18 protein-coding genes and 1 tRNA gene are annotated in these 21,356 nt (G+C 61.2%); 4 read left to right on the plus strand and 15 right to left on the minus strand.

Features of this window, described 5'->3' with window-relative positions; translation table 11 throughout:
* Nucleotides 1-2: 2 nt before the first annotated feature.
* The 10 genes from NKH04_RS16190 to NKH04_RS16235 form a co-directional block, all read right to left on the minus strand.
* A complete protein-coding gene (locus tag NKH04_RS16190) occupies nt 3-215 on the minus strand; it encodes a hypothetical protein (RefSeq protein ID WP_353044553.1) in 213 nt (70 codons plus the stop codon).
* A complete protein-coding gene (locus tag NKH04_RS16195) occupies nt 212-847 on the minus strand; it encodes an ATP synthase subunit B family protein (protein ID WP_353044554.1) in 636 nt (211 codons plus the stop codon). The genes NKH04_RS16190 and NKH04_RS16195 overlap by 4 nt, the downstream gene beginning before the upstream one ends.
* A 10-nt stretch (nt 848-857) precedes the next feature.
* Nucleotides 858-1,307 (minus strand): hypothetical protein, encoded by a 450-nt coding sequence (locus NKH04_RS16200; RefSeq protein ID WP_353044555.1) that lies wholly within the window; start codon nt 1,305-1,307, stop codon nt 858-860.
* Between the two features lie 344 nt (nt 1,308-1,651).
* Complete coding sequence (locus NKH04_RS16205) at nt 1,652-2,620, minus strand: hypothetical protein (protein WP_353044556.1); 969 nt, start codon at nt 2,618-2,620, stop codon at nt 1,652-1,654.
* A gap of 1,404 nt (nt 2,621-4,024) precedes the next feature.
* On the minus strand, nt 4,025-5,611 hold the full coding sequence (locus NKH04_RS16210; RefSeq protein WP_353044557.1) for an AAA family ATPase: 1,587 nt from the start codon (nt 5,609-5,611) through the stop codon (nt 4,025-4,027).
* A gap of 451 nt (nt 5,612-6,062) precedes the next feature.
* Nucleotides 6,063-6,139 (minus strand) — tRNA-Pro (locus tag NKH04_RS16215).
* 36 nt (nt 6,140-6,175) lie between these two features.
* Nucleotides 6,176-7,465 (minus strand): O-antigen ligase family protein, encoded by a 1,290-nt coding sequence (locus NKH04_RS16220; RefSeq protein WP_353044558.1) that lies wholly within the window; start codon nt 7,463-7,465, stop codon nt 6,176-6,178.
* Nucleotides 7,462-8,997: an undecaprenyl-phosphate glucose phosphotransferase gene (locus NKH04_RS16225; RefSeq protein ID WP_352542416.1), complete on the minus strand. Its 1,536-nt coding sequence runs from the start codon at nt 8,995-8,997 to the stop codon at nt 7,462-7,464. Before NKH04_RS16225 ends, NKH04_RS16220 begins: the two co-directional genes overlap by 4 nt.
* Before the next feature lie 117 nt (nt 8,998-9,114).
* Entirely contained in the window at nt 9,115-10,239 is a 1,125-nt protein-coding gene (locus tag NKH04_RS16230; protein WP_352471992.1) for a glycosyltransferase family 4 protein, read from the minus strand.
* A 12-nt stretch (nt 10,240-10,251) separates the two neighbouring features.
* Complete coding sequence (locus NKH04_RS16235) at nt 10,252-10,815, minus strand: polysaccharide biosynthesis/export family protein (RefSeq protein WP_023674625.1); 564 nt, start codon at nt 10,813-10,815, stop codon at nt 10,252-10,254.
* Nucleotides 10,816-11,069: 254 nt separating this feature from the next.
* Here NKH04_RS16235 and NKH04_RS16240 point away from each other — a divergent pair, with 254 nt between their 5' ends.
* Entirely contained in the window at nt 11,070-13,319 is a 2,250-nt protein-coding gene (locus tag NKH04_RS16240) for a GumC family protein (protein WP_352977930.1), read from the plus strand.
* 23 nt (nt 13,320-13,342) lie between these two features.
* On the opposite strand, the gene NKH04_RS16245 is transcribed toward NKH04_RS16240, so the two are convergent.
* Nucleotides 13,343-14,572 carry a GNAT family N-acetyltransferase gene (locus NKH04_RS16245; protein WP_353044559.1) on the minus strand — a complete coding sequence of 410 codons (1,230 nt, stop codon included), beginning with the start codon at nt 14,570-14,572 and terminating at the stop codon, nt 13,343-13,345.
* A gap of 89 nt (nt 14,573-14,661) precedes the next feature.
* On the opposite strand from NKH04_RS16245, the gene NKH04_RS16250 reads away from it, so the two are divergent.
* Entirely contained in the window at nt 14,662-15,720 is a 1,059-nt protein-coding gene (locus tag NKH04_RS16250) for a polysaccharide deacetylase family protein (protein ID WP_353021203.1), read from the plus strand.
* Here the strand turns inward: NKH04_RS16250 and NKH04_RS16255 are convergent.
* Nucleotides 15,717-15,944, minus strand: a complete 228-nt coding sequence (locus NKH04_RS16255) for a DUF2842 domain-containing protein (RefSeq protein ID WP_023674629.1) — start codon at nt 15,942-15,944, stop codon at nt 15,717-15,719. The two genes, NKH04_RS16250 and NKH04_RS16255, sit on opposite strands and share 4 nt — an antisense overlap.
* Nucleotides 15,945-16,095: 151 nt before the next feature.
* Between NKH04_RS16255 and NKH04_RS16260 the strand changes: the two genes are divergently transcribed.
* Nucleotides 16,096-17,190 (plus strand): COX15/CtaA family protein, encoded by a 1,095-nt coding sequence (locus tag NKH04_RS16260; RefSeq protein WP_353044560.1) that lies wholly within the window; start codon nt 16,096-16,098, stop codon nt 17,188-17,190.
* Here NKH04_RS16260 and NKH04_RS16265 read toward each other — a convergent pair.
* The 3 genes from NKH04_RS16265 to speB are packed head-to-tail and all read right to left on the minus strand — an operon-like array spanning nt 17,180 to nt 19,983.
* Nucleotides 17,180-18,019 (minus strand): aminoglycoside phosphotransferase family protein, encoded by an 840-nt coding sequence (locus NKH04_RS16265; RefSeq protein WP_353044561.1) that lies wholly within the window; start codon nt 18,017-18,019, stop codon nt 17,180-17,182. The two genes, NKH04_RS16260 and NKH04_RS16265, sit on opposite strands and share 11 nt — an antisense overlap.
* Nucleotides 18,020-18,946 (minus strand): N-acetyl-gamma-glutamyl-phosphate reductase, encoded by a 927-nt coding sequence (argC, locus tag NKH04_RS16270; RefSeq protein ID WP_352501535.1) that lies wholly within the window; start codon nt 18,944-18,946, stop codon nt 18,020-18,022.
* A 29-nt stretch (nt 18,947-18,975) separates the two neighbouring features.
* Nucleotides 18,976-19,983 (minus strand): agmatinase, encoded by a 1,008-nt coding sequence (speB, locus tag NKH04_RS16275; RefSeq protein ID WP_352471982.1) that lies wholly within the window; start codon nt 19,981-19,983, stop codon nt 18,976-18,978.
* A 304-nt stretch (nt 19,984-20,287) separates the two neighbouring features.
* On the opposite strand from speB, the gene NKH04_RS16280 reads away from it, so the two are divergent.
* Nucleotides 20,288-21,346 carry a glycerophosphodiester phosphodiesterase family protein gene (locus NKH04_RS16280; protein ID WP_352745892.1) on the plus strand — a complete coding sequence of 353 codons (1,059 nt, stop codon included), beginning with the start codon at nt 20,288-20,290 and terminating at the stop codon, nt 21,344-21,346.
* The last annotated feature ends 10 nt before the right edge of the window (nt 21,347-21,356 follow it).

The raw sequence follows: 21,356 nt of genomic DNA on the forward strand, positions 1-21,356 counted from the left end.
CCCTACTTACCCGTGCGCTTGGCCAACTCCGCAGCCAGCCTTGCGCGCATCTTGGCTGCAGGTGATTTATTGCGTCTCTCTTTGAGTATCTTAGCCACGGCAACCGGATCTGCGGGCAGCATTTCCGTCCGCCCGTTCACCTTTGTCGCACGAAGTTCTTTGTCGCTCGTGGTCTCACGGCCACGGACGGCTTTCTCGATGGTTAGTTTTGTCATTGGGTAAGCCCTTCCGGAATGGATTTCTTATCGATCAGACCGTCTGCAGCGGCGTCCTTGAGCCAGATGGCAACCCTGTTTGAGCGGTCGTACGCGGCGCCCAGCATCCGATTAGCTGGTGCGGGCGGCAGCAGACCCGTCCAGACGACGTCAGCAGCATCAAGGGCGGTAGTGATTTCGAACAAGGACACATTGGCCTGGTGGGCAGCAATGAGTGCGTCAGCCAAGGTGCGGACGCGTGCTAGGTATTCGTCCCTTGCGCCTGCGCATATTACTTTAGACGCCGCATGCCGTGCTCGCTGAAGGCGTTCAGTGGCGATTGCCAGCGCCGACCGAGTATCTTGCCGAAGCGCGTTAACCTCACGGAGGCGGGCCTGAATTCCGTCAACAAGCGGGTCAGTGTCGTCAACAGTCTCGCCAAGCATTTCGGCGACACGGCTATTCATGCTGTCTGAAGGCTTAGGGGTCCGACGGGTTAGTTTCCCTAGCAGGTCCGACTCTTCAGCATCCAGCCGGCTAATCGATGCACGAAGATTTGCGCATTTTTCTGCCAGCGCGTCATATGCCGGTTCGGCTTGTCGCAGGTCGAAGCGAAGCGGTGCAGGGGTTTTAGTGGTGGTCTTTTTGAACATTAGGTTTCCTTTAGTATCGAACAGCGCGCTCGATGCGCTGGTACCGGTCGACCGTGCGGCGCCGGCCTAATTTGGGCGGCTCCGCGGCTGCAATTTCCAGTGCAAGCTCGGTAAGCGTCGATGCGCTTAGGAGTGAGACGCGATCGAAGGCTGGCTTGGAGTGGTGACCGGTGGCCACGAACGTTAAGACCTGCATGCCGTGATCTTCGCCGCGGTAGCTAAGCATTGCGGCCGGCGCGAACGCATCAACGCGCAACTCGAAAAAGTCGTGCGGCTTATCAAGAAAGCCGGCAAGCGTTTCGGCTAATGCCTTGCCGCCGGCCACGGGGCGAAGCGCGGCGTAATCGGCAACAAGCGCGGCGCTCGAGTGGGGCGGCAGGCCCGAGAGAATTGACAACAAGATGACGGCGACGTGCTTGCTATCAATAGGCGCGGGCACCCCTTGCGTTCGCGGCAACATGCCCGCTTGGCGGAGCCAATGAGCATGTTCTCGTGTTGAGCCATCGGCAATTCGTAAAGTTCTATCGATGAGTTGGCAGCCCTGCCGTGCGCTTACTGGCATGGCGACTCCTTTCAGAATTTTCGGGATGAATAGGTAAAACGAAACGGGAGCCCGCCGACGCGCTGCGTCAGGCGGGGTCGATCAACGCACTGCCGGCAGCGGCCGTGCGGATTTGGGAAAGGTGCCGGCGCGCTGGCGACGCAGACCGGCGAGCGTCAGGGACTTCGCAGAACCGACGCTATTCCAATGATGTGGAAGAGGTCTTCCTGCTCTATACCGCAGGAATCGATTTGGGGTTCACCTCAGGCTGCCAGACCTAGATAGCTGGCTTTCTCCTGCACTATTTCGTGCCCTCTTGCTAAAGCGCGTGCTTCGCACCGCTCCATCTTCCAAGCTTCTCGTTTTTCGATTTTGCGCCAGACTTCTTTGAGGTGATCTATGGCCATGTAGACGGCAACTTTGCCCTCTCGAGGTGCGGCCTTGTGATGGAAACGCATTGTGGCGCCAATCCACGTCAAGGTCTTGGCGCCAAGTACCGCATCTTCTAGCGAAGCCGTATCCCACCAACCCAGCTGTTCGTTGATTTCCGCTAGGATGACACGGCCATCGATCTGTGCGAGCCGATCGCCCTCTGCCATGTGCAGACAAAGCGATGTAAGGCGCCGGTCTTCTCCCGTTTCGTCTGACACAGCACTCGCGCGCTGCCCAACGCTGAGACGCTGCTTCACGGTGCGCCTTGTTTCGCGGTAGGAAATATCCCCGCCGGCAAGTTTGGTCCCTTCCCATCCTTTCCGTGCGGCAGATGCGAACGGCTTGTCGAAATTCTCTCCGCTCAGCCGAAGACTGCGAGCCTCGACGCTCACCCCTTCCTCGTCACCGCCTCCAACATTGACATGAAACGGGCAGGCGCTGACGACTTCGCAAAGCAGGCGATAGCGGCGCACCCACGGAATGTCATCATCGCGCCCGTCACGCCGTAGCGCCTCCAACAGAGGCCAGTCCTGCGGCTCATTATCGTTCGCGGCGGGCTTGCGCGGCTTCCATGGGTTCGGGACACGCGAGTCAGGCGGCGGCGAGCGCCACCCCCTTTCAATCGGAAGGTTAGCGTTTGCGCACGCCATGGTGATCGACACACCACCGCCGACGCCAAGGCCGGCAAGTAGACGGCGTGCCGCCTCTTTTTCTGACGGGATCGCAGTAGGTACTTCAAAGTCTGTTCGAATGGCATTGTCGTTCGCCACGTCAAAGACAGGCCGTTCCTTATTTTCCATTTGTGCGAAGTCCTCTATTTCCCTTCGCCAGAAGGGCGTGAACCGGCCAAGCCGGGCGGTGCCGAACCGCGGCGTGCGGCCGGGTGGATAGCCAAAAGTAGCCAGTCATGGAATATTTAAGTGCTATGCGTGGGCAACTTTCAGGAGTATTTTAGTGGCAGCTATTTTTCTGTGGAGGCCAGTAACGGCTAGTACGAATCTTCATACATCTTCGATGTAACAACACCAGCGCGAAGCAGCGCAAATGGGGAGGTAAGTCGATGTCAAAAAGAATTTTGTGTTTTGGTCTCATTGCCGTGTTTGGGCTGCTCATCACTCCTAGTCTGGCTGGTTCGGAAACGTCTCTGACTCATGCGGTCTTCAAATCGCCTATTGGAGCAGATTACCGGGGTCCTTCCCTGAGCAGGATTCCTATGACGAAGATCGTCGACGAAGATTTCGCAAATTGCAGGGGCGGGCATTCTTCATGTGGCCAATTCAACCAAACAACCGGCCGTGAATGTGAATCCTACGAGCGTGTCTGTTTCAATCTCAACGGAGAAGGGCGTGACGTCTGCATGGTTGACTCGGACTGTCTGTAGTTAAATCGAGCTCGACAGGCCGTTATCATTTGCCGCAGATCTGGTCGGAGTTTCCAGAACTCGCTTCAACTGATGCTGCGAATTGAACGGTGCCGTCGCCAATGGTGATGGTGCGGGATGTAGTCATATATGGGGGTCTTCGGGAATGGCGCTCGAGGCGCTGTTTCAGCTAGTCGTTGCTAGCGCGTCGCCACATTGGGTCGACGTATGAGAGCCGTGCGTTGCGCAAGACTCGAATAATTTCAACTTATAGGCGTTTTCGCCTTGCGTGTCAATATTGTGGGGCCAAAACGGTCTAAGGCCCTATATCTGGTACGCGCACGCAGAGCTAATTCTACGAGCGCTCCAACGAAAAGGGCACCCCGTTTCCGGGATGCCCTTCCTTCATCAGAACAGTCTAGCGAAAACTGCGAACCACGAAACCAAGGGCAATGTAATGCCCATAGCCAGGCGGCGAGTAGTCCCGTTCGACTGGCTGGTTTCGATAGCGAGGAAGACCGTCATGTGGCGGCTTCTCCTTCTACCTTGCGCGGGCCTCTTGATGAGCCGAACGCCGCGCACAAGACCAGCAGTGGGATCGTTTCAGACCTTAAATCAGCGGTGCGGTGATCCCTTGCCTTCGGCTGACCCGAGTTGAAGCAGGAGATGGTTGTCCCGATGCACCGCTGCAAGGGGGCAGATCAGAAAATTAGCGAAGCGTGTGGAAAACCGGAAGGGGTTCCAGCCCCTTCCAAGGGTGTTCCACCCTGTCGGGGGTATAAGGGGGGTGGAAGAACAGGGGGGTGGAACGGGGTGGTAGGGGGGTGGAACGTGGGGTGGAACATCAATCTTCCACCTCTGTTTCTGGCCCAAAATCCTCTGCCGATACAATCAGCCGTTGCCGCGGTTTCGACGGCGGGCCTTCCCAAACGACCTTGACTATGCCGTCCGCAAGCAAGCGCTGCATGGCCGCCTCGAACTGCTTCTTGGTGAAGCCATCTGCATCAGGTCGCGACGCCAGGACGGTAGGTGCGTAGTTCACTCCCTTGGTCGACGCGACGCGCTGGCCGGTTCGATTGATCGCCGAAAGCAGGCTTCTGAACCTTTCGTCAGTACGCCTGTTCAAAAGCCCTGAGGCTGCGGTTGGCTTGCCGTCGTCCAGAACGAATACCCCTTCTTGCCATCGCATCCGGAGTTCATTGCCGACCTTCCCATAGTTTATTTTCTTAGTGGTAAGCACGCGAGCGTCAGGGTCGCTGTCGTCCTTGCCTTCCGGACGGGTCAGGTAGAGCCGCGACCGAACCGAGTTATTCCAAGCCGTTGAGCCTGACGAGCCGCTTCCGGATTGCATGCCTGCAACAGACGGGTGAGCCAGAAGCATGATTGCGCACTCAGACTCCATGGCCACTTTCCGCAGCATCGAGATGAACTGGCGAACCTGTGAACGTTTGATTTCATCCCCACCAAACAGGTCGGCCGCAGTGTCCAGAACGACAAGGCCTGGCTTGAGATCCTGAATCGTCGCGACGATGCGTTTCCAAAGTGTGGTCGGCTCCATGACGCCAGCGCGGTTCGGAACGCACAGCAGCGCATCGCGATCGGCCAAGGGAAGCAGACGAAAACGAAAAAGATCGTCAAAGCCAACGCCGTGATGGGCGACGATGTCAGCGAGCCGCCGATGGAACTCGTCAGCGCCGTCCTCCGCACCCAGATAGAGCACAGGCTTGGCCAGCGGCTCGAGACCTAAGGTGTCGACCGACATGGCACTTGCCGCGGCAATTTGCAGCGCGAGCAAAGATTTACCAACGCCGCCGTCACCGTTCAAAATTGTGACCTGGCGCATAGGGACCATGTCTTCAATGAACCATTCACGACGAGGGACGGGCAGGCCGCACCAATCCGCCGGATTGATCAGAAGAATTTGCTGGTTGTCATTGGCTGCCTTCGGAGGTTCTTTGGTCTTCGGCGTCTGGCGCAGACTTAGCGGCTCGTCGTCAATGAGCGCGTCTTCAATAATGCGGCGGGCAGCATTTCCGGCCAGGGTCACGTCGCCGATCTGGCGAACTTCAGGCGTGCCGTCCCGCCAAAGTGTGACGATCGACACGTCGTTGGTATCGTCGGCCAAAAAACGCGCGAAGCCGTCCGTCAGGATTCCGAGGCGCTGTACGTCTTCCGGCTCAAGTTCCGTCCAATGGCCGGCAAACTTTTCGATGGTGTCGCGTGTCGTGTTGTCCCAATCGGGGAGTCCATCTTTGAAAGGAACAAGAATGATGTCGCCGTAAAGAACGTCAGCCCAATCAATCACAGTTTCGAGCGCGTGGTCGCGCGGGTCTATGTCGACAAAATCCACGGCTGGCTTGGCTGGATCATCTTCGCCAAAACCGGCCGGTAGAGCGAAAGGCGTCATTTCAAACGAGTTAGGATGCGTCATCGGCTGCACGGCCTCCGTTGAAAGCCGCAGTCGCTGCGGCCGTGATAGCCTCGGCAAAGCCGGGAGAGAAGGTGGCGCACCTCTTCCCACCGGAAGACGGTGAGTAGGATAGGTATTTCCCGGTGGGTGATTTTAAGAGGCGCAGCCCATACATTCGGATGTCGGCTGTTATCTCAGCGTCGAACTTGGCAACGCACGGAAAGCGCCCATCGCCAGGATCATCTGAGGGCACAATGGAAAGGATACGCATTTCGGGTTCCTTTGGAGGGGGATTGGTAGGCAAATTCCGGGATCTCCGCGTGCACGAATGAAGAACATTCGCCGGTTCCAGTTCGGGACTTTTTCGGGACTCCGGGTTCCGAAACGGGCGATTTGAGCGCCTTTCGTTCCGAAAACGAGAAAAGGCGCCAGAGGGCGCCTTCAATAAAAACTAGGGATTTCAAGGAACTAATGGTCGGAGTGGCCGGATTCGAACCGACGACCCCTTGACCCCCAGTCAAGTGCGCTACCGGGCTGCGCTACACTCCGGACCGGTCGCGATGTATCGTGATAGACCGGGTCCGGTCAACCGAATTCGGTTGCTGTCCTGCCTGAAGCAACCGCGACGGGGATTGCCGGTCGCTGCGCCGCCCGCAGCTGCCACTGGTGGCGGTATTCGAGCGCGATGGCACCCCAGATCAAGCCAAGCAGCAGGTAGACATGGCGCCAGTGATCGATGTCGATGAAGGTGCCGAGCCCGATATTGCCGATGAAGGCGACGTAGGCGCATAGAAGATAAGGCTGCCACGGCCGGTCGCGCAGCAGAATGCGGAAGCCGGCGGCGATCGTCCAGCACGTCAGCGTCAGGAACGACACGAAGCCGAGCCAGCCGTAATCCATCAGCATCTTCAGCCAGATGTCGTGCGTGTCCTCGCCGAAGATCTTGCCGAAGACGAGCGGGCCGATGCCGAACGGATGCTCCAGTGCCATCTGAAAGCCGATCGTATAGCGGGCGAAGCGGCCGAGCCGGGCGGTGTCGTAGCTTTGTTCGAGCTGTGCGCGGTTCGAGAACATTTCGGCGACTCCTGGCAGTTGCAGGATGACGATCATTGCGATGACCAGCAGTCCGACGGCGGCGATGGTCATGACGACGACGCGCAGCCTGAACTTGCCGCTGGCGCTCTGCAGGAACAAGGCACCGGTCAAAAGGATCGCCGAAACGGCGAACATGCCCCAGGCGCCGCGCGAAAAGGAAAAGAAGATGCCGGCGGTGATGATCAGCAACGGCACCGCCAATAGCGGCATGCGTGCGACCGAGCCGGTAAGCAGCAGGTAGAGCAGGTAGATGCCGGGCAGCACCAGGAACGGACCGAACACGTTCGGATCCTGGAAGGCGCCGGCGGCACGGTCGTATTTGGTGAAGATCTCGGCTCCTGGAAAGGCATGGAAATAGCCGGCTATGCCGACCAGCGAAGTCAGCACCGCCGACACCACATAGGCGACGAAGATCACCCGGTAGAGACTGGGCCGGACCGCCGTTACCGAAGCGAAAAAAACCGCGGTTAAGGCCAGGAACAGCGAGACGGCGAGATAGAGCGGCGTGCCGGCGAGGTCCGACATCTGCGTCATCGAGATCATGCCGCCGATGTTCATGATCACCAGCAGCACCAGCAGCGGCACCGCCGCGCGTTGTATGCGCAGGCCGAACAAGGGCCACACCACGATCAGCCCGACCATATAGAGGTCGTATGGCGCCGGTTCATCGATGACGAAGCCCGACAGGAAAACACCGAGGAAAACCGCCCCCGAAGCAACCAATGCAATCAGCTTGGCGTTGACCGCCGTCGCCGGCAATTCATAGGCCGTCGCGCTCAATACGCGTTTTCCGTATTGAGCAGTCGGATCGGCGTCAGGAACAGGATTTTGAGGTCGAACAAGAGCGACCAGTTCTCGATATAATAGAGGTCGTATTCCGTCCGCATGCGAATCTTCTCGTTGGTGTCCATCTCGCCGCGCCAGCCATTGATCTGCGCCCAGCCGGTCACACCGGGTTTGACCTTGTGGCGAGCGAAATAGCCGTCGACCACTTCATTGTAGAGGAGGTTGTGCGACTGCGCGGCAATGGCGTGCGGGCGCGGCCCGACCAGCGACAGCGAACCGAACAGCGAATTGAAGAACTGCGGCAGTTCGTCGACCGAGGTCTTGCGGATGAAGCGGCCGACGCGGGTGACGCGCGGATCGTTCTTGGTCACGGTCTGTTTGGCCGTCGGGTCCGCCTTGTCGGTATACATCGAACGGAACTTGTAGACGTCGATGATCTCGTTGTTGAAGCCGTGCCGCTTCTGATGGAACAGCACCGGCCCCTTGCTGTCGAGTTTGATCGCGATTGCGGTCGCCAGCATCACCGGCGAGAACACGATGATGCCGATGATCGAAAAGACAATGTCGAAGGCGCGCTTGGCGACCGAATCCCAGTCGTTGATCGGCTTGTCGAAGATATCGAGCATCGGCACCGAGCCGATGTAGGAATAGGCGCGCGGCCTGAACTGCAGCGCGTTCGAATGCGCCGATAGCCGGATGTCGACCGGCAGCACCCACAGCTTCTTCAATAACTGCAGCACGCGCGATTCGGCGGTCAGCGGCAGCGATACGATCAGCATGTCGATGCGCGCGATGCGGGCAAATTCGATGAGTTCGGAAATTGTACCGAGCTTGGGATAACCGGCGACAACCGGCGGCGACCGCTTGTCGCCGCGGTCGTCGAAAATGCCGCAGATGCGGATGTCATTGTAGGGCTGCCTTTCGACCGAGCGGATCAATACCTCCGCCGCCTTGCCGCCGCCGACGATGACGGCGCGGCGCTCCATCCGCCCGTCGCGCGCCCAGCGCCGGATCAGCTTCGACATCACCAGTCGGAGACCCAGGATCAGCACGAAACCGACGACGAACCATGTGCCGAAGAGCAGGCGCGAATAATCTTCCGACATTTTCATGGTGAAGGCGGTGAGCGCCATCAAGGCGAATGTTCCGGCCCAGACCAGCAGGAGACGGCCGAAATTGGCGATCGGCCGCATCAGCGCGACGATCTGGTAGCGGTCGGTGACGTCGAACAGAACGACCGCGAGGAACGAGGTGGCGGCGATCGTCAGTGAGTATTGCCAGGCAAGATAGTTGAAAAAGCCGACATAATAGAAATAGACGGCAAGACCTGAGACCAACAGCAGCGCGAATTCCACCATGCGCAGGACGCCGCTCACCATGATCGGCGACATCGTATCGCGCCGGTATTGCGAGGCGACCTGGCGGGCAACATCGTTCATGCCGCCGGCCGTATTGTTCTCGGCAGGGGCGTCGAATTTGCGCACCGCATCTAGCGAAAAACGGCGCGCTGGGTCGATTTCGTTCATGGGGCGTCCGCAGGTTTCCCTCAGGTGAATAGCAAAAGAGAGCTAAGAAACCCTTGAAACAACAGATGGCTTTGGAGACGCTTTCACCCAGGAGCAGCCCGGTGGAAACCCGTTGCTCTATTTTTTGAGCGCGGCGAAATAGGCCTTTTCGATTTCGGCGGCCATTACATCGGCGCCGAAGCGTGCCTTGAGGTCGGCGAGGCCGGGCATCAGGCCTTTGTAGGTGTCGAGATCGGCCAATGCGGCGCTTATCTTGTCGCCAAGTTCGCGCGGGTCGGGCCGGATCAGGACAGGTGAGCCGGTGTCGAAGATTTCCGGTATGCCGCCGACCGCCGTCGCGATGATCGGCTTGCCGGCGGCGAGCGCTTCCAGAACTATATAGGGCATGGCTTCCGCACGCGAGGGAACGACGACCAGTTCGGCCAGCCTGAAGGCGAGCCTGGCCGGCATCGGCGCCAGGAAGCTGACCTCGAGGCCGAGCTGATTCACCTGGGCGCGATAGCGCGCCAGGTCGTCGCCGTCGCCGACCATCAGCGCTTTCAATGGGCGGCCGAGCCGTGTCGCGGCTAGCCCCAGCGCATCGATGAAGATGTCCGGGCCCTTGAGATCGCGCATCATGCCGATATAGAGGAGGTCAACCGCATTGTGCTCGGTCCGCACCGGCTCGAACTCGGCGGCGCGCAGGCCGTTGTGGACGAGAGCGTTCGGAATGGGCGGCTCGCCGACCTTCCTGCGATAAGTCCGCCGCTCATAATCGGAAACAAACAGCAGGCAATCGGTGAAGCGAGCCATGAAGCGCTCGAGCGCGAAGAACAGCTTCCCCATGGCGGTGGTCTCGTCATAGTGAAGCGAGCCGCCATGCGGCGAATAAAGGCGGGCTACGCGAGACCTGGATACCCGTAACAATGAGCCGAACAGACGGGCATAGGCGCCACCTTTGGCGCCATGCCCGTGCAGCACGTCCGGCCGCAATTCTTTTATGATCCTATAGGTGCGCCGGGCCGAGGCGAGATCGCCTGGCCCGACATGCCGCTGCATCGGGGTGCGGTGAATGCCGAGCGCCAGGCTGCCTTTCATCTGTTCGAACAGCCGTTCCTCGAAATCGCCGCCCGTCGTTGAATCGCAGACGATGCCGACGGCATGGCCGGCGGCGACCTGAGCCTCGGTCAGGTCGCGCACATGCCGGAAGATGCCTCCGACCGGTGAGCGAAAGCAGTGGACGATCCTGAGTGTGTCCGCCACTTTGTCAGCACATCAAAACAGGCGTTCGCGAACATAGACTGTATCGCCGGGCAGTAGCGGGTCGGAGGTCACCACGCGTCCGGTTATCACCTTGCCGTTGATGTCGCGGGTAATGTCGACGCTTTCCTGGTTGGCGCGTGGCGTGAACCCGCCGGCGATGGCGACGGCTTTCTGCACGGTCAGGCCTGGCACGTAGGAATACTGGCCCGCCGCACCCACTTCACCCATGACGAAGATCGGCCGGTAGCGATCGATTTCGACCGAAACATCGGGATCCCGCAAATAACCCTGGCGCAGTTTCTCGGCGATCTCGCTTTCAAGCTGTTGGGCGGTGTGGCCGCGCGCCGGCACGTTGCCGACGAGCGGCAGCGAGAGATAGCCGGACTGGTCGACGCTGTAGGTATTGGTCAGTCCTTCCTGCTCGAACACGGTTACGCGGACGCGGTCGCCGGCGCCGAGGCGATAGGGCTGGTCGAGAACTTCATGGAATGCGGCCGGCGTCGGCCGGTAGCTGGAGCAGCCCGAAAGCATCGATACGGCAAGCAGCGCGCGGAAAAGGGGAGCAGTGCTTTTCATGAGCGGACACGTACCTTTGAATAGCCGGCGACTCTGCGGCAAACCTTACGATCGAGCTCGGTTATCATCCTGTTAGGGTTAATGGCCGGTAAAGGCGCGCGGCCGATGCGGGCCGGATCGACAAATGCAGATGGTTTTCAGCCTCTTGTTTGCGGCTTGTTAGTAGAGCCTGACAGGTTCTTACCGCGATATTAACGGCTGAGTTACCATAGTTGTTTACGGTGCATGCTGACTCAGTACCGGAGCAGGGATGCATGTCCGTTCAATCCGCGGCCGCAGATGTCGACGTCGATCTCAGGCAGCTTTTCGCCGGCCTGGCGCGAAACTGGTTGCGCATCCTTGTCGTCGCACTGGTTGTAACCGGCCTGGCCTTTGCGCTCGCCTGGCTTGCAACGCCCGAATACAAGGCGGCAGCCAAGCTGGAGATCGGGCCTCGAGAATCGGAGTTCACGCGGCCAGCCGGGGCCAACGGCAACGAGCGGTCGATTCCCGACGAAGAGGCTGTGGCCACCGAGGTCCAGATCATCTCGTCCCCCGACATCCTCAAGCAGGTGGCGGCGAAGCTCAACCTGGCGAAATTGCCCGAATTCGACGAGGCGCTGAAGATGTCGGCGCTGAGCCGCGCCCTTGTCCTTGTTGGCTTGAAAAGCGATCCGTTCGAGATTCCGCTGGAAGAGCGCGTGCTGGACGCAATGCATGAGAAGCTCAACGTCTATGGCGTTGAAAAAACCCGCGCGATCGCAATCGAGTTCTCGTCAGAGGATCCAAAGCTTGCCGCCGCGATCCCGAACGCCATTGCAAACGCCTATATCGCCTCCAAGGGCAATGCCAAGCTCGAATCGAATTCCGCCGCCACCGACTTTCTGGCGCCGGAAATCGCGGATCTGCAGAACCGGGTGAAGGAGGCGGAAGCCAAGGTTGCCGCATTCCGTGCGCAGTCCGATCTTTTGATGGGCGGCAACAATTCGGTGCTTGCCACCCAGCAGCTGTCCGAATTGTCGAGCGAACTGTCACGCGTGCGCGCCAATCGCGCTTCGGCGGAAGCGACCGCCGACAGCGTGCGCAGGGCGTTGCGCAATGGCGGCTCGCTGGATGCCGTTCCGGAGGTGTTGTCTTCCGAACTGATCCAGCGCCTACGCGAGCGGCAAGTCGAACTCAAGAACAACATCGCCGACCTTTCCACCACCTTGCTCGACAACCATCCGCGCATCCGCGCGCTGAAGTCGCAGCTCGCGGATCTCGACCGCCAGATCCGCAACGAAGCGGAAAAGATCATGAAAGGTCTGATGGCGCAGGCCGAGACGGCGAAGGCGCGAGAGGCTCAACTCGTGGCAGACGTCAACACGCTGAAGGCGGCGTCCGCCCGCGCCGGCGAAGAGCAGGTGGAACTCGATGCGCTGCAGCGTGATGCCGCGACCAAGCGTCAGCAGCTCGATCTCTATTCATCCAGCTATCTCCAGGCGGCCGCACGCAAGGATCGCAACTATCTGCCCGTCGACGCTCGCGTATTTTCGGAGGCCCAGGTGCCGGCCGAACCTTATTTCCCCAAGATTGGTCCGATTGTCAGTGCGGCCTTTGTCGGCTCGTTGCTCATCATGGCGATCGTCACGCTGCTGCAGGAACTGTTTTCCGGCCGCGCCATGCGTCCGGCCGCCGGTGCCCATTTCGAGCGCATCGAGCAGGTTGCGATGCCGGCTGTCCAGGCCGAACGCGTGATGGCCGAGCCCGACCCGTCGGTTGGCCGGTCCGAACCGGCAGTCGTTGAGATCGATGAGGCCGACGACGACAATATCATTGAAAGCAAAGTGGAGCCGGAACCCGTCGCGGTGGCGGAAGCGGCTGCCGAGAAAATCGAACCGGAGTACTCTGAAATGGCAGCTGGAGACATTGAACCGGCACGTTCTATCCTCGGCGAGGTCGACATCGACAAGGCCGCGGAAAAACTGATCGCCACCGGTGCCGCCCGCGCGATATTCGTCTCGCCGGAAGGCGACGAGGCGGCTGCCTCGGCAGTGCTGGTGGCGCGCGCAGTCTCCGACGCCGGGCTTCGCGTGCTGCTGCTTGATCTCACCGCTTCGGGTGCCGCCTCGCGGCCGATGCTGGACAGCGGGCTGTTTCCGGGCATCACCGATCTGCTCGCCTCACAAGCGCAGTTCAGCGATGTGATCCACCCCGATCTCTATTCGGACTGCCACGTTATTCCCGTCGGCACAGCCGATCCGGTCCGCGCCATGCGCGCCGCCGACCGGCTGCCGATCATCATGCAGTCGCTGACCACCGCCTATGATTTGGTCGTGGTCGAATGCGGACCGGCCGACGCGCAAGGCATCAGCCGCCTGGTGGGCGAGGGGACCGAGGTCTTGCTCTCCATGCTTGAGCCGGACGACGAGGTGACGCAGGCCGCGGTCGCGCTCATCGAGAGTGGCTATCCCGACCTGACGCTGGTCACGCCCATCGGCCATGTGGCGCCGGGCCCAATGCCGGGACGGCGCTCGGCCGCCTGAGGCAGTTTTCTCTCAAATCGAAATCAGCTGTCGTCTTCGCCTGCGGCCGGTGCTGTCCGCCCCACGGCTTTACGGCGCAGCAGCTTGGTCAGCTTCCAGACCATTGGGCTGTGCTTGATGAATGCCTTCAGGCTTGCGCCGTGCCTGAGCGCAAGCGCCAGCGCACGACCTTTCGGCGTCAGCGGAACCAGCACCTCGAAATGCTGCGTTTCGACATCGCACCACAATCGCTTGTAGGGTTCGTCGCCGACCGAGAAATCATAGATTTCGAAACCCGCCTCGCAGGCTTCCTGGATGTTCTCGAAGAACAGGAAGTCGCCCGGGCTGGTATGTGCGAGGTCGTCCTCGGCAATCGCCCCGAATTCGCAGATCAGCCGCTTGCCCGAGCGGCTCGACCCGGTGACTGCACGAAGTTTGCCGGCGACTTCCAGCCCATGCAGGACGAAGGACGGATCTTCCTCTTGAAGCGCGTCGGCAAACAGCGAGCGGAAAAAAGCGCGCACCTCCGCCTCACCGAAAACATTGGCGATGCCCATCTTGCGGAAGCGGAATTCCTTCATCTCGAAAAAGGCATCGAGCAGCGTGTGCACCTCGTCCGAAGTTCTCGCCTCGATGCGACGATAGCTGCCAACGGCCTCGAACTTGCGCGCCTGCGAGCGATGCTTCTTGCGCCTGCGCTTGCCGCTCACGCGGGTGAGCAGTGCGTCAAATCCTCCCACAAGACCGGCGGCCAGCGACAGATTGGGGCTCGAAAAATGCGGCAAGGCGGAGAGCGGGTTGGCAACGCCGTCGAGATCGGGCAGCAGCCGCTCCAGCGCAACAAGATCGATGTCGCGCCGCGCCTTGGCAATCGCAGCCAGCATAGAACGGATCGCCGCGCTATCGGCATTCGCCAGCCATTGCGAGTCGGCGGCGGCAAAATTGCCGTTTGCATGGCGGCCGCCCATGAAACGGGCGACGCGGAACGCTCCACTGCGAGTGACCTCCAGCGCCAGTGAGAAAACCGGCCTGTCCTCGGCGCGCAGCGTCGCAACGACAACGTCGGCGCCGGTATGTGCGGCCCAGTTCAGGATCCAGCCGGCGCTTTGCGCAGGGGCAAAAAGCGCCGAATGGCAGAATTCTGCGTACGCCGCCAACGCCGCACTATCGGCGACCGAGGTTGACAGGCCGGCTTTGCCGGCCGGCAAGGCATACGGCGACGCCTCGCTGCTTGCCAGCCGATTGCCGTCAAATGACGCGGTGGCGTCAACCATACCTCAATCCTTGGGGCGTATTCGTCGCGATTGGGGGTCCGCGCAGGCGCATTCCATGCTTGATGAGCTTAGGCGCAAAAGGTGAATGAATGATCGACGGGGGCGAGGCAATCCGCAAACTGGCGCTCAATCTCGCCCGCTATTCCGGTCTCGCGCCGCTGGCCAAGCCGTTTATCGGCGGCCTTGGCGCCATCCTGATGCTGCATCGGGTAACCGCGACACCGGAAAAGCCGAACGGCGTCAACCGCCACTTGAACATCGCGCCTGGGTTTCTCGACACCGTGATCGCCGACATGAAGGCGAACGGCTACAGTTTCGTCACGCTTGACGAGGCGATCGAGCGCATCAAGGCCGGCGACAAGGACGGCCAGTTTGCGACGATCACCGCCGACGACGCCTATCGAGACAACATGACCGAGGCGCTGCCGGTGCTGGAGAAACACGGCGCGCCGATCACCATCTACGTCGCGCCGGGACTGATCGACGGCGCTGCCGATTTGTGGTGGGACGTGGTCGAGGACATCGTCAATGCGCGCGATCGCCTGACGCTGACGACGCCCGCTGGGCCGGTGACAATCGACTGCTCGAGTCCGGGAAAAAAGGTCCAGGCCAATGCGCGCCTGCACGCTCATCTGACGCTGAAGGTGCGCGAGCAGGACCAGCGTGCGGTGTTGCGGGATCTGGCGCGCTCGAACGGCATCGAATTGGGTGGTCCGCGCCCGAGCACGCTGATGAACTGGGACGAGATCCGCACCATGGCCGGGCACCCGCTGGTGACGATCGGCGCACATAGCGTCAATCACTGCAATCTGAAGCGGCTTCCCGAGAGCGATGCGCGACATGAGATCGGCGACGTCAAGCGCATATTGCAGGCCAAACTCGGCGAGGAACCGCGCCATTTCGCCTATCCCTACGGTTATGCCAGTGCCGTCGGCCGCCGCGAAGTAGGCCTAGCCCGCGATGCCGGCTACGCCTCGGCGGTGACGACCCGCCACGGCATACTCCGCGCCGAGCATGCCGGCTTCCTGCACGCCCTGCCGCGCATTTCGGTCAATGGCCGCTATCAGAGCGTCGCCCACATCCGAACAATGTTGTCGGGCGTGACGACGCCGCTGGCCAATGCCGGCAAGACGGTGGTGACGATCTAACTGTTGCCTCGCCCCTTCGGCCGCGGCTCCAGGATCAGCCATTTGATGATGCCCATCGCCGGCAGCACCCACAAAAGCCCGCTGAGCAGGAAGAAGATGAAGTGCGCCAGCGGCCCGGACTGCGACAATTGGGCGACCGCCACGATCGAGGCGACCAGCGCATAGACAATGACCAGCACTACCAGCAGGAAGCTTCCGATCAGCTTTTTCAGGCGAATGGGCATGGCGCGATCTCGTTGATCGCTATCGCTTAGGCCGAACAGCCAATACGCGCAACCCGCCAGAAACGGCGCGACGGCGTGCCGCGCTGTCCGGTCTTGCAAGCCGGGTTGCGATGGTTCACCAATCCGCGACTTCAACTGCCGGGACAAATCCATGGCTGCTGCCATATCCGATGCCGCGCCTTTCGCCGCCCGCGATCGCGACCTTCGCAACCGCGCGCTGGTACGCGGTTGGCTCTATGTCGTGCTCCTGGTGCTGTTTGCGCTGGTACTGGTCGGCGGCGCTACAAGGCTCACCAATTCCGGCCTGTCGATCACCGAATGGCAGCCGATACACGGCGTCATCCCGCCGCTCAATGATGCCGAGTGGCAGGAGGAGTTCCTGCGCTACCAGCAGACCCCGCAATATGCCGAACTCAACAACGGCATGAGCATCGAGGCGTTCAAATCGATCTTCTGGTGGGAATGGGTGCACCGCATCCTGGCGCGTAGTGTCGGCATGGTCTTCGCCCTGCCGCTACTGTTCTTCTGGGCGACGCGCCGCATCGAGCGGGGCCTCGGCACGAAGTTGTCGGGCATCCTCCTTCTCGGCGCTCTGCAGGGCGCGATAGGCTGGTGGATGGTGGCGTCCGGGTTGGTTGAACGGGTTTCGGTCAGCCAATATCGGCTGGCGACGCATCTGACGCTGGCGGCGCTGATCTTCACGGCGACCATGGTGGTCGCGCGTGGGCTGGCGCCGCACTCGGAACCTGCCGCCGACCGCTCGACGCAACGTCTGGCCGGCTTCCTGGTGCTGCTGGCGCTGGTCCAGATCTATCTCGGCGGGCTGGTCGCAGGGCTAGACGCCGGCTTGAGCTACAACACCTGGCCGCTGATGGACGGCAAGCTGGTCCCCGGCGACCTGCTGCTGCTTGAGCCGGCATGGCGCAATTTCTTCGAAAACCCGAAGACGGTGCAATTCGTCCACCGGGTCGGCGCCTACACGATCTTCGCGGTCGCGCTCTGGCACATGATTGCGACACGCCGGCGCCTGCCGGGCACGACGCATGCCCGACGCGCGACGCTGCTGTTCCTGGTTGTCGTGGTTCAGGCGTCGATCGGCATCGGCACGCTATTGATGCAGGTGCCTCTGCACATGGCCCTGACGCATCAGGCATTCGCGCTGGTTCTGCTGGGCTTCGCCGCCGCGCATTGGCGCGGTACCAAGGGCGCTTACCCGCTGCCCCACGAGATCGCTCTCAGAGGCTGAGCCGCACCCGCCGGATTGCCGCGGCAATCGCCAGCTCGCGGTTTTCGTCGACCGCATTGCGATCTTCATGGTGCCATGCAGCCGACAGGCAGCCATAGGCGATGGCGTGGTCCAGTATCGCGGGCGGCGACTGGCCGAGCGTTGCGGCAAAGACATGCGCCATATGCGCGATCCGCCGCGGATCGGTGCAAAGATCGTCTCGGTCGAGTGGGTTGTAGAACACATTGGCGGCATCGAAGCCGGGGTCGCCGAGAACGCCCTTCGGATCGATCGCCAGCCAGCCGCGCGGACCGTGCATGAGGTTGTCGTGATGCAGGTCGCCATGCAGCGGCCGTACGTCGTGCGGATTGGACAACAGCCGTTCCGCGATTTCGGCAGCTTCGACATACAGGCTCTTTTCGCCGGCGGCGCGATCGGCCTTCGCCTTTTTGAACATGCTGGAAAACCGGATCCGCAACGGCTGAAGGTCCGGCGGGGCAGGGTGCTTCGACGGCGAGAACAGCTTGGCCATTACCTCCGCCGCGATCGCGGTGGCGGCATTGTCGCCCTGATCCGCAATCATCTGTGACAGCGAGGTTTCGCCGGCATACTCGAGCAGCATCCGGTGGCCATCGCGGCCCAGCAGCCGCACCGCGCCTTCGCCGCGTCGCCAGGCGAGGAAATGCTCGCCGCGCAACTCGTCCTCGACATCGTCGAAAGGCTTTAGATCCTTGACGATTGCCGGTGAGTCGTTTTCGCGAACAACCTTCCAGATGCGGCTGCTGAACGTTTCGGCGATGAGTTCGGGCGCGCCGACCTTCCAGCGCTTCGGAAATGCTGGCGCATCCATTCAGAGGCCGAGCATCAGATCCATGTTCTGCACGGCAGCGCCCGAGGCGCCCTTGCCGAGATTGTCGTAGACGGCAAGCAGCAGCGCCTGCGCCCTGTTATCATTGGCAAAGACATAGAGCTTCATCCGGTTGGTGCCGTTGTAGATCTCCGGATCGATGTCGGGCATGCGTTCCTGATGCAGATACGGCGCCACCTCGACCACGCCGCCATCGATGGAAGCGAAATGATCGGCGATCGCCGCGTGAAGCTCGGCGCCGGTCGGCACATGGTCGAGGCCGCCGAGTTGCAGCGGCACCACCGTGATCATGCCTTGCGCGAAATTGCCGACTGCCGGCTGCATGATCGGATCGTGCGAAAGCCTGGCATAGGTCCTGAGTTCCGGCACGTGCTTGTGCTGCAGCGTCAGTCCGTAGGGCAGGAATTCCGGCGCATCCTCGCCCTTGGCGACATAATCCTCGATCATAGGCCGGCCGCCGCCGGAATAGCCGGAAATGCCGTTGACGGTGACCGGAAAATCGGCCGGCAGCAGCCCCGCCGCAACCAGCGGCCGCAGCGTCGCGATTGGTCCTTGCGGCCAGCAGCCAGGATTGGCGACGCGCTTCGCCGAAGCGATCTTCTTCGCCTGGTCCTTGTCCATTTCGGCGAAACCATATTCCCACCCATCGGCGACACGATGCGCCGTCGAGGCGTCGATCACTTTGGTGGTGTCATTGGCGATCAGCGAAACGCTTTCCTTGGCGGCCGCGTCCGGTAGGCAGAGAATCGCGACATCGGCGGCATTGAGGAACTCGGCGCGCGCTGCCGTTTCCTTGCGGCGCTCGGTCGGGATGGAGATGATTTCCAGGTCGCCGCGCTCGGCAAGCAGCGCCCTTATCTGCAGACCGGTGGTGCCGTGCTCGCCGTCGATGAAGATTTTCGGTTTCATTGCGTGCCAAAATTCCTGTTATCTCAAAGCTATATGCCGCTCGCCTGATTCAATCCGGCAACGCTGTGATTGCCTTGGTTCATTTCCTCGAGCCGGGCCTTTCGTTCCGCCAGCAGCCCGAGATAGTGCATGGCCACCATCGAGCCGGCAATCGCCGTTATATCGGCGTGATCATAGGCTGGCGCAACCTCGACGACGTCGGCGCCGACGATATCGAGCTGGTTGATCTGGCGCAGCACCGACAGGATCTTTGCCGAAGACGGGCCTCCCGCGACCGGCGTTCCGGTGCCGGGCGCAAAAGCCGGGTCCAGGCAATCGATGTCGAAAGTGACATAGGTCTTCTTGCCGCCCGTACGGTCGACGATGGCATACGCGATGTCGGACGCACGCATTTCCTCCACTTCATGGCCGTACAGGATCTTGATACCGAACGTGTCGGGCGCATGGGTGCGGATGCCGATCTGGATCGACCGGTCGGGGTCGATGATGCCCTCCTTGACTGCACGGCCGACGAAGGAGCCGTGATCGATGCGCTTGCCGTCGTCGGGCCAGGTGTCCTGGTGTGCGTCGAACTGCACCAGAGCCAGCGGGCCATGGATGGCGGCATGCGCCTTGAGCAGCGGCCAGGTGACGAAGTGATCGCCACCGAGTGACAGCAGAAAGGCGCCGGATTTCAGGATCTTGGCCGCTTCGCGTTCGATCGTGGCAGGCGTCTTCTGGTGATTGCCGCTGTCGAGCAGGCAGTCGCCATAATCGACCACGGCAAGCTGTTCGAACAGATCGCGCGAAAACGGATATTGCGGGTCGTTGTCGAGGATGGCCGAGGCGCGGCGGATTGCCTGCGGTCCGAAACGGGCGCCCGGCCGATTGGTGACCGCAGCGTCGAAGGGAATGCCCCACACCACCGCATCGGCGTCCTTCACGTCCTTCGAATATTTGCGCCGCATGAACGACAGGGCGCCGGCATAGGTCGGCTCGAACGACGCACCCGTCCTGGAGCGGGTGGTGAAGGCATGATCGATGGTCCTTGGCGGCATGAAGCGATCTCCTGTGCGTCGACGCGCAACCTTATTGGACATAATTCTCAGAATTGCGACCCCTGCGGAGGATCATGGCCATTCGATCCGGTCACAAATCCTTGCTCGCCAGGCGAACCCGGCAGGCTCGCCAGGAGATTGCCTGGCAAGCAACCGAAAGTAGCCGCCGAAGACTGCTTCGGCCGGCGCTGACCTGATTTTCCGGCATTTTGCAAGCCGGCTTCGTTCACCTGCCTGTCACGGGCATCGCTTAACCGGGGTGCGATCCCGGTACGGAGCGATTCTCGTGCGAACGACCTGTCTCATGCGAACGATTTGGCTGAGCCTTCTACTTTCCGCGGCGCTGGCGCTCTCCCTTGGCCAGGCATCGGCAGGCGAAACGCGCGCCAGGCAGATTCTCGACCGCTTCGAGCACGCCAACCAATGGCGCGACCATGTGATAGTGGCCGCGCACCGCGCCGGCGGCATGCAATCCGGCAAGACGCTCTATCCCGAAAATTCGATCGCCGCCGCCGAGGCGTCGATCGCAATGGGCGCCGAAATCGTCGAGGTCGATATAAGGCGCTCGAAGGACGGACAGTTCGTCGTCATGCATGACAGTTGGCTCGACCGCACGACGAATTGCAAGGGTGAGGTGGTCAACCGCACGATGGCCGAACTCAAGACGTGCCGTTTGGTGATCGAAGGCACCGGCGCCGTTACGGGCGAGACGGTCTCGACGTTGCGCGAGATGTTGATGACGACCAGGGACAGGATCCTCATCAATCTCGACAACAAGCTCGACACCGAAAGCCTCGTCGGCATGGTCGCGGTTGCGCGCGACCTCGGCATGGCCGAACAGGTGATCGTCAAGGAGAACCTGTGGAATGCGGAGCGGATTGCCAGTGTCAAGGCCGCCATGGACGCGATCGGCAGCGGCTTCCAGTTCATGCCGATTATCGCCGATGACGCGGTTCGCGACGCCATGTTTGCCGAGAAAGTGGGCCGGGCCTTCCCGATGCGCGCGGTCGAGATGATCAACTGGCGCATGGGATCAGAGACACTGACCGAGACCGGCGGCCCGCTGTTCAGCCCGCGCATGCGCGCGCTGGCGGTGAGGGGCGACTGGCACATCTGGGCCGACACCTATGCCATCGTCAACAAGCCGGGAGGCTTCCTCGCCGGCGGTCGCGGCGACGAGCTGGCGGTTGCGGCCAGCCTGCCGCGCGAGACTTATGGCTTCTGGGTCGAGCGCGGCGCCACCATCATCCAGACCGACGAACCGAAGGCCGCCATCAGTTGGCTGGCGGCGAACGGTTTTCGCGTGCCCTATGCCGGTGAGAAGCGCCCGGCCGAGCCGGCCAACACGGCCAGCATCAACTAGACCGGCGCGG

This window comes from Mesorhizobium sp. M1365 (assembly GCF_040317865.1).
In the GTDB taxonomy this organism is placed as follows: domain Bacteria; phylum Pseudomonadota; class Alphaproteobacteria; order Rhizobiales; family Rhizobiaceae; genus Mesorhizobium.

Coding starts and splice junctions, on each gene's coding strand:
- NKH04_RS16190 (WP_353044553.1), bottom strand. CDS start 215: ATGACAAAACTAACCATCGAGAAAGCCGTCCGTGGCCGTGAGACCACG.
- NKH04_RS16245 (WP_353044559.1), bottom strand. CDS start 14,572: ATGGTTGACGCCACCGCGTCATTTGACGGCAATCGGCTGGCAAGCAGC.
- NKH04_RS16265 (WP_353044561.1), bottom strand. CDS start 18,019: ATGGATGCGCCAGCATTTCCGAAGCGCTGGAAGGTCGGCGCGCCCGAA.
- NKH04_RS16205 (WP_353044556.1), bottom strand. CDS start 2,620: ATGGAAAATAAGGAACGGCCTGTCTTTGACGTGGCGAACGACAATGCC.
- NKH04_RS16235 (WP_023674625.1), bottom strand. CDS start 10,815: ATGAAAAGCACTGCTCCCCTTTTCCGCGCGCTGCTTGCCGTATCGATG.
- NKH04_RS16240 (WP_352977930.1), top strand. CDS start 11,070: ATGTCCGTTCAATCCGCGGCCGCAGATGTCGACGTCGATCTCAGGCAG.
- NKH04_RS16200 (WP_353044555.1), bottom strand. CDS start 1,307: ATGTTGCCGCGAACGCAAGGGGTGCCCGCGCCTATTGATAGCAAGCAC.
- NKH04_RS16225 (WP_352542416.1), bottom strand. CDS start 8,997: ATGAACGAAATCGACCCAGCGCGCCGTTTTTCGCTAGATGCGGTGCGC.
- NKH04_RS16250 (WP_353021203.1), top strand. CDS start 14,662: ATGATCGACGGGGGCGAGGCAATCCGCAAACTGGCGCTCAATCTCGCC.
- argC (WP_352501535.1), bottom strand. CDS start 18,946: ATGAAACCGAAAATCTTCATCGACGGCGAGCACGGCACCACCGGTCTG.
- NKH04_RS16255 (WP_023674629.1), bottom strand. CDS start 15,944: ATGCCCATTCGCCTGAAAAAGCTGATCGGAAGCTTCCTGCTGGTAGTG.
- NKH04_RS16195 (WP_353044554.1), bottom strand. CDS start 847: ATGTTCAAAAAGACCACCACTAAAACCCCTGCACCGCTTCGCTTCGAC.
- speB (WP_352471982.1), bottom strand. CDS start 19,983: ATGCCGCCAAGGACCATCGATCATGCCTTCACCACCCGCTCCAGGACG.
- NKH04_RS16260 (WP_353044560.1), top strand. CDS start 16,096: ATGGCTGCTGCCATATCCGATGCCGCGCCTTTCGCCGCCCGCGATCGC.
- NKH04_RS16210 (WP_353044557.1), bottom strand. CDS start 5,611: ATGACGCATCCTAACTCGTTTGAAATGACGCCTTTCGCTCTACCGGCC.
- NKH04_RS16280 (WP_352745892.1), top strand. CDS start 20,288: ATGCGAACGATTTGGCTGAGCCTTCTACTTTCCGCGGCGCTGGCGCTC.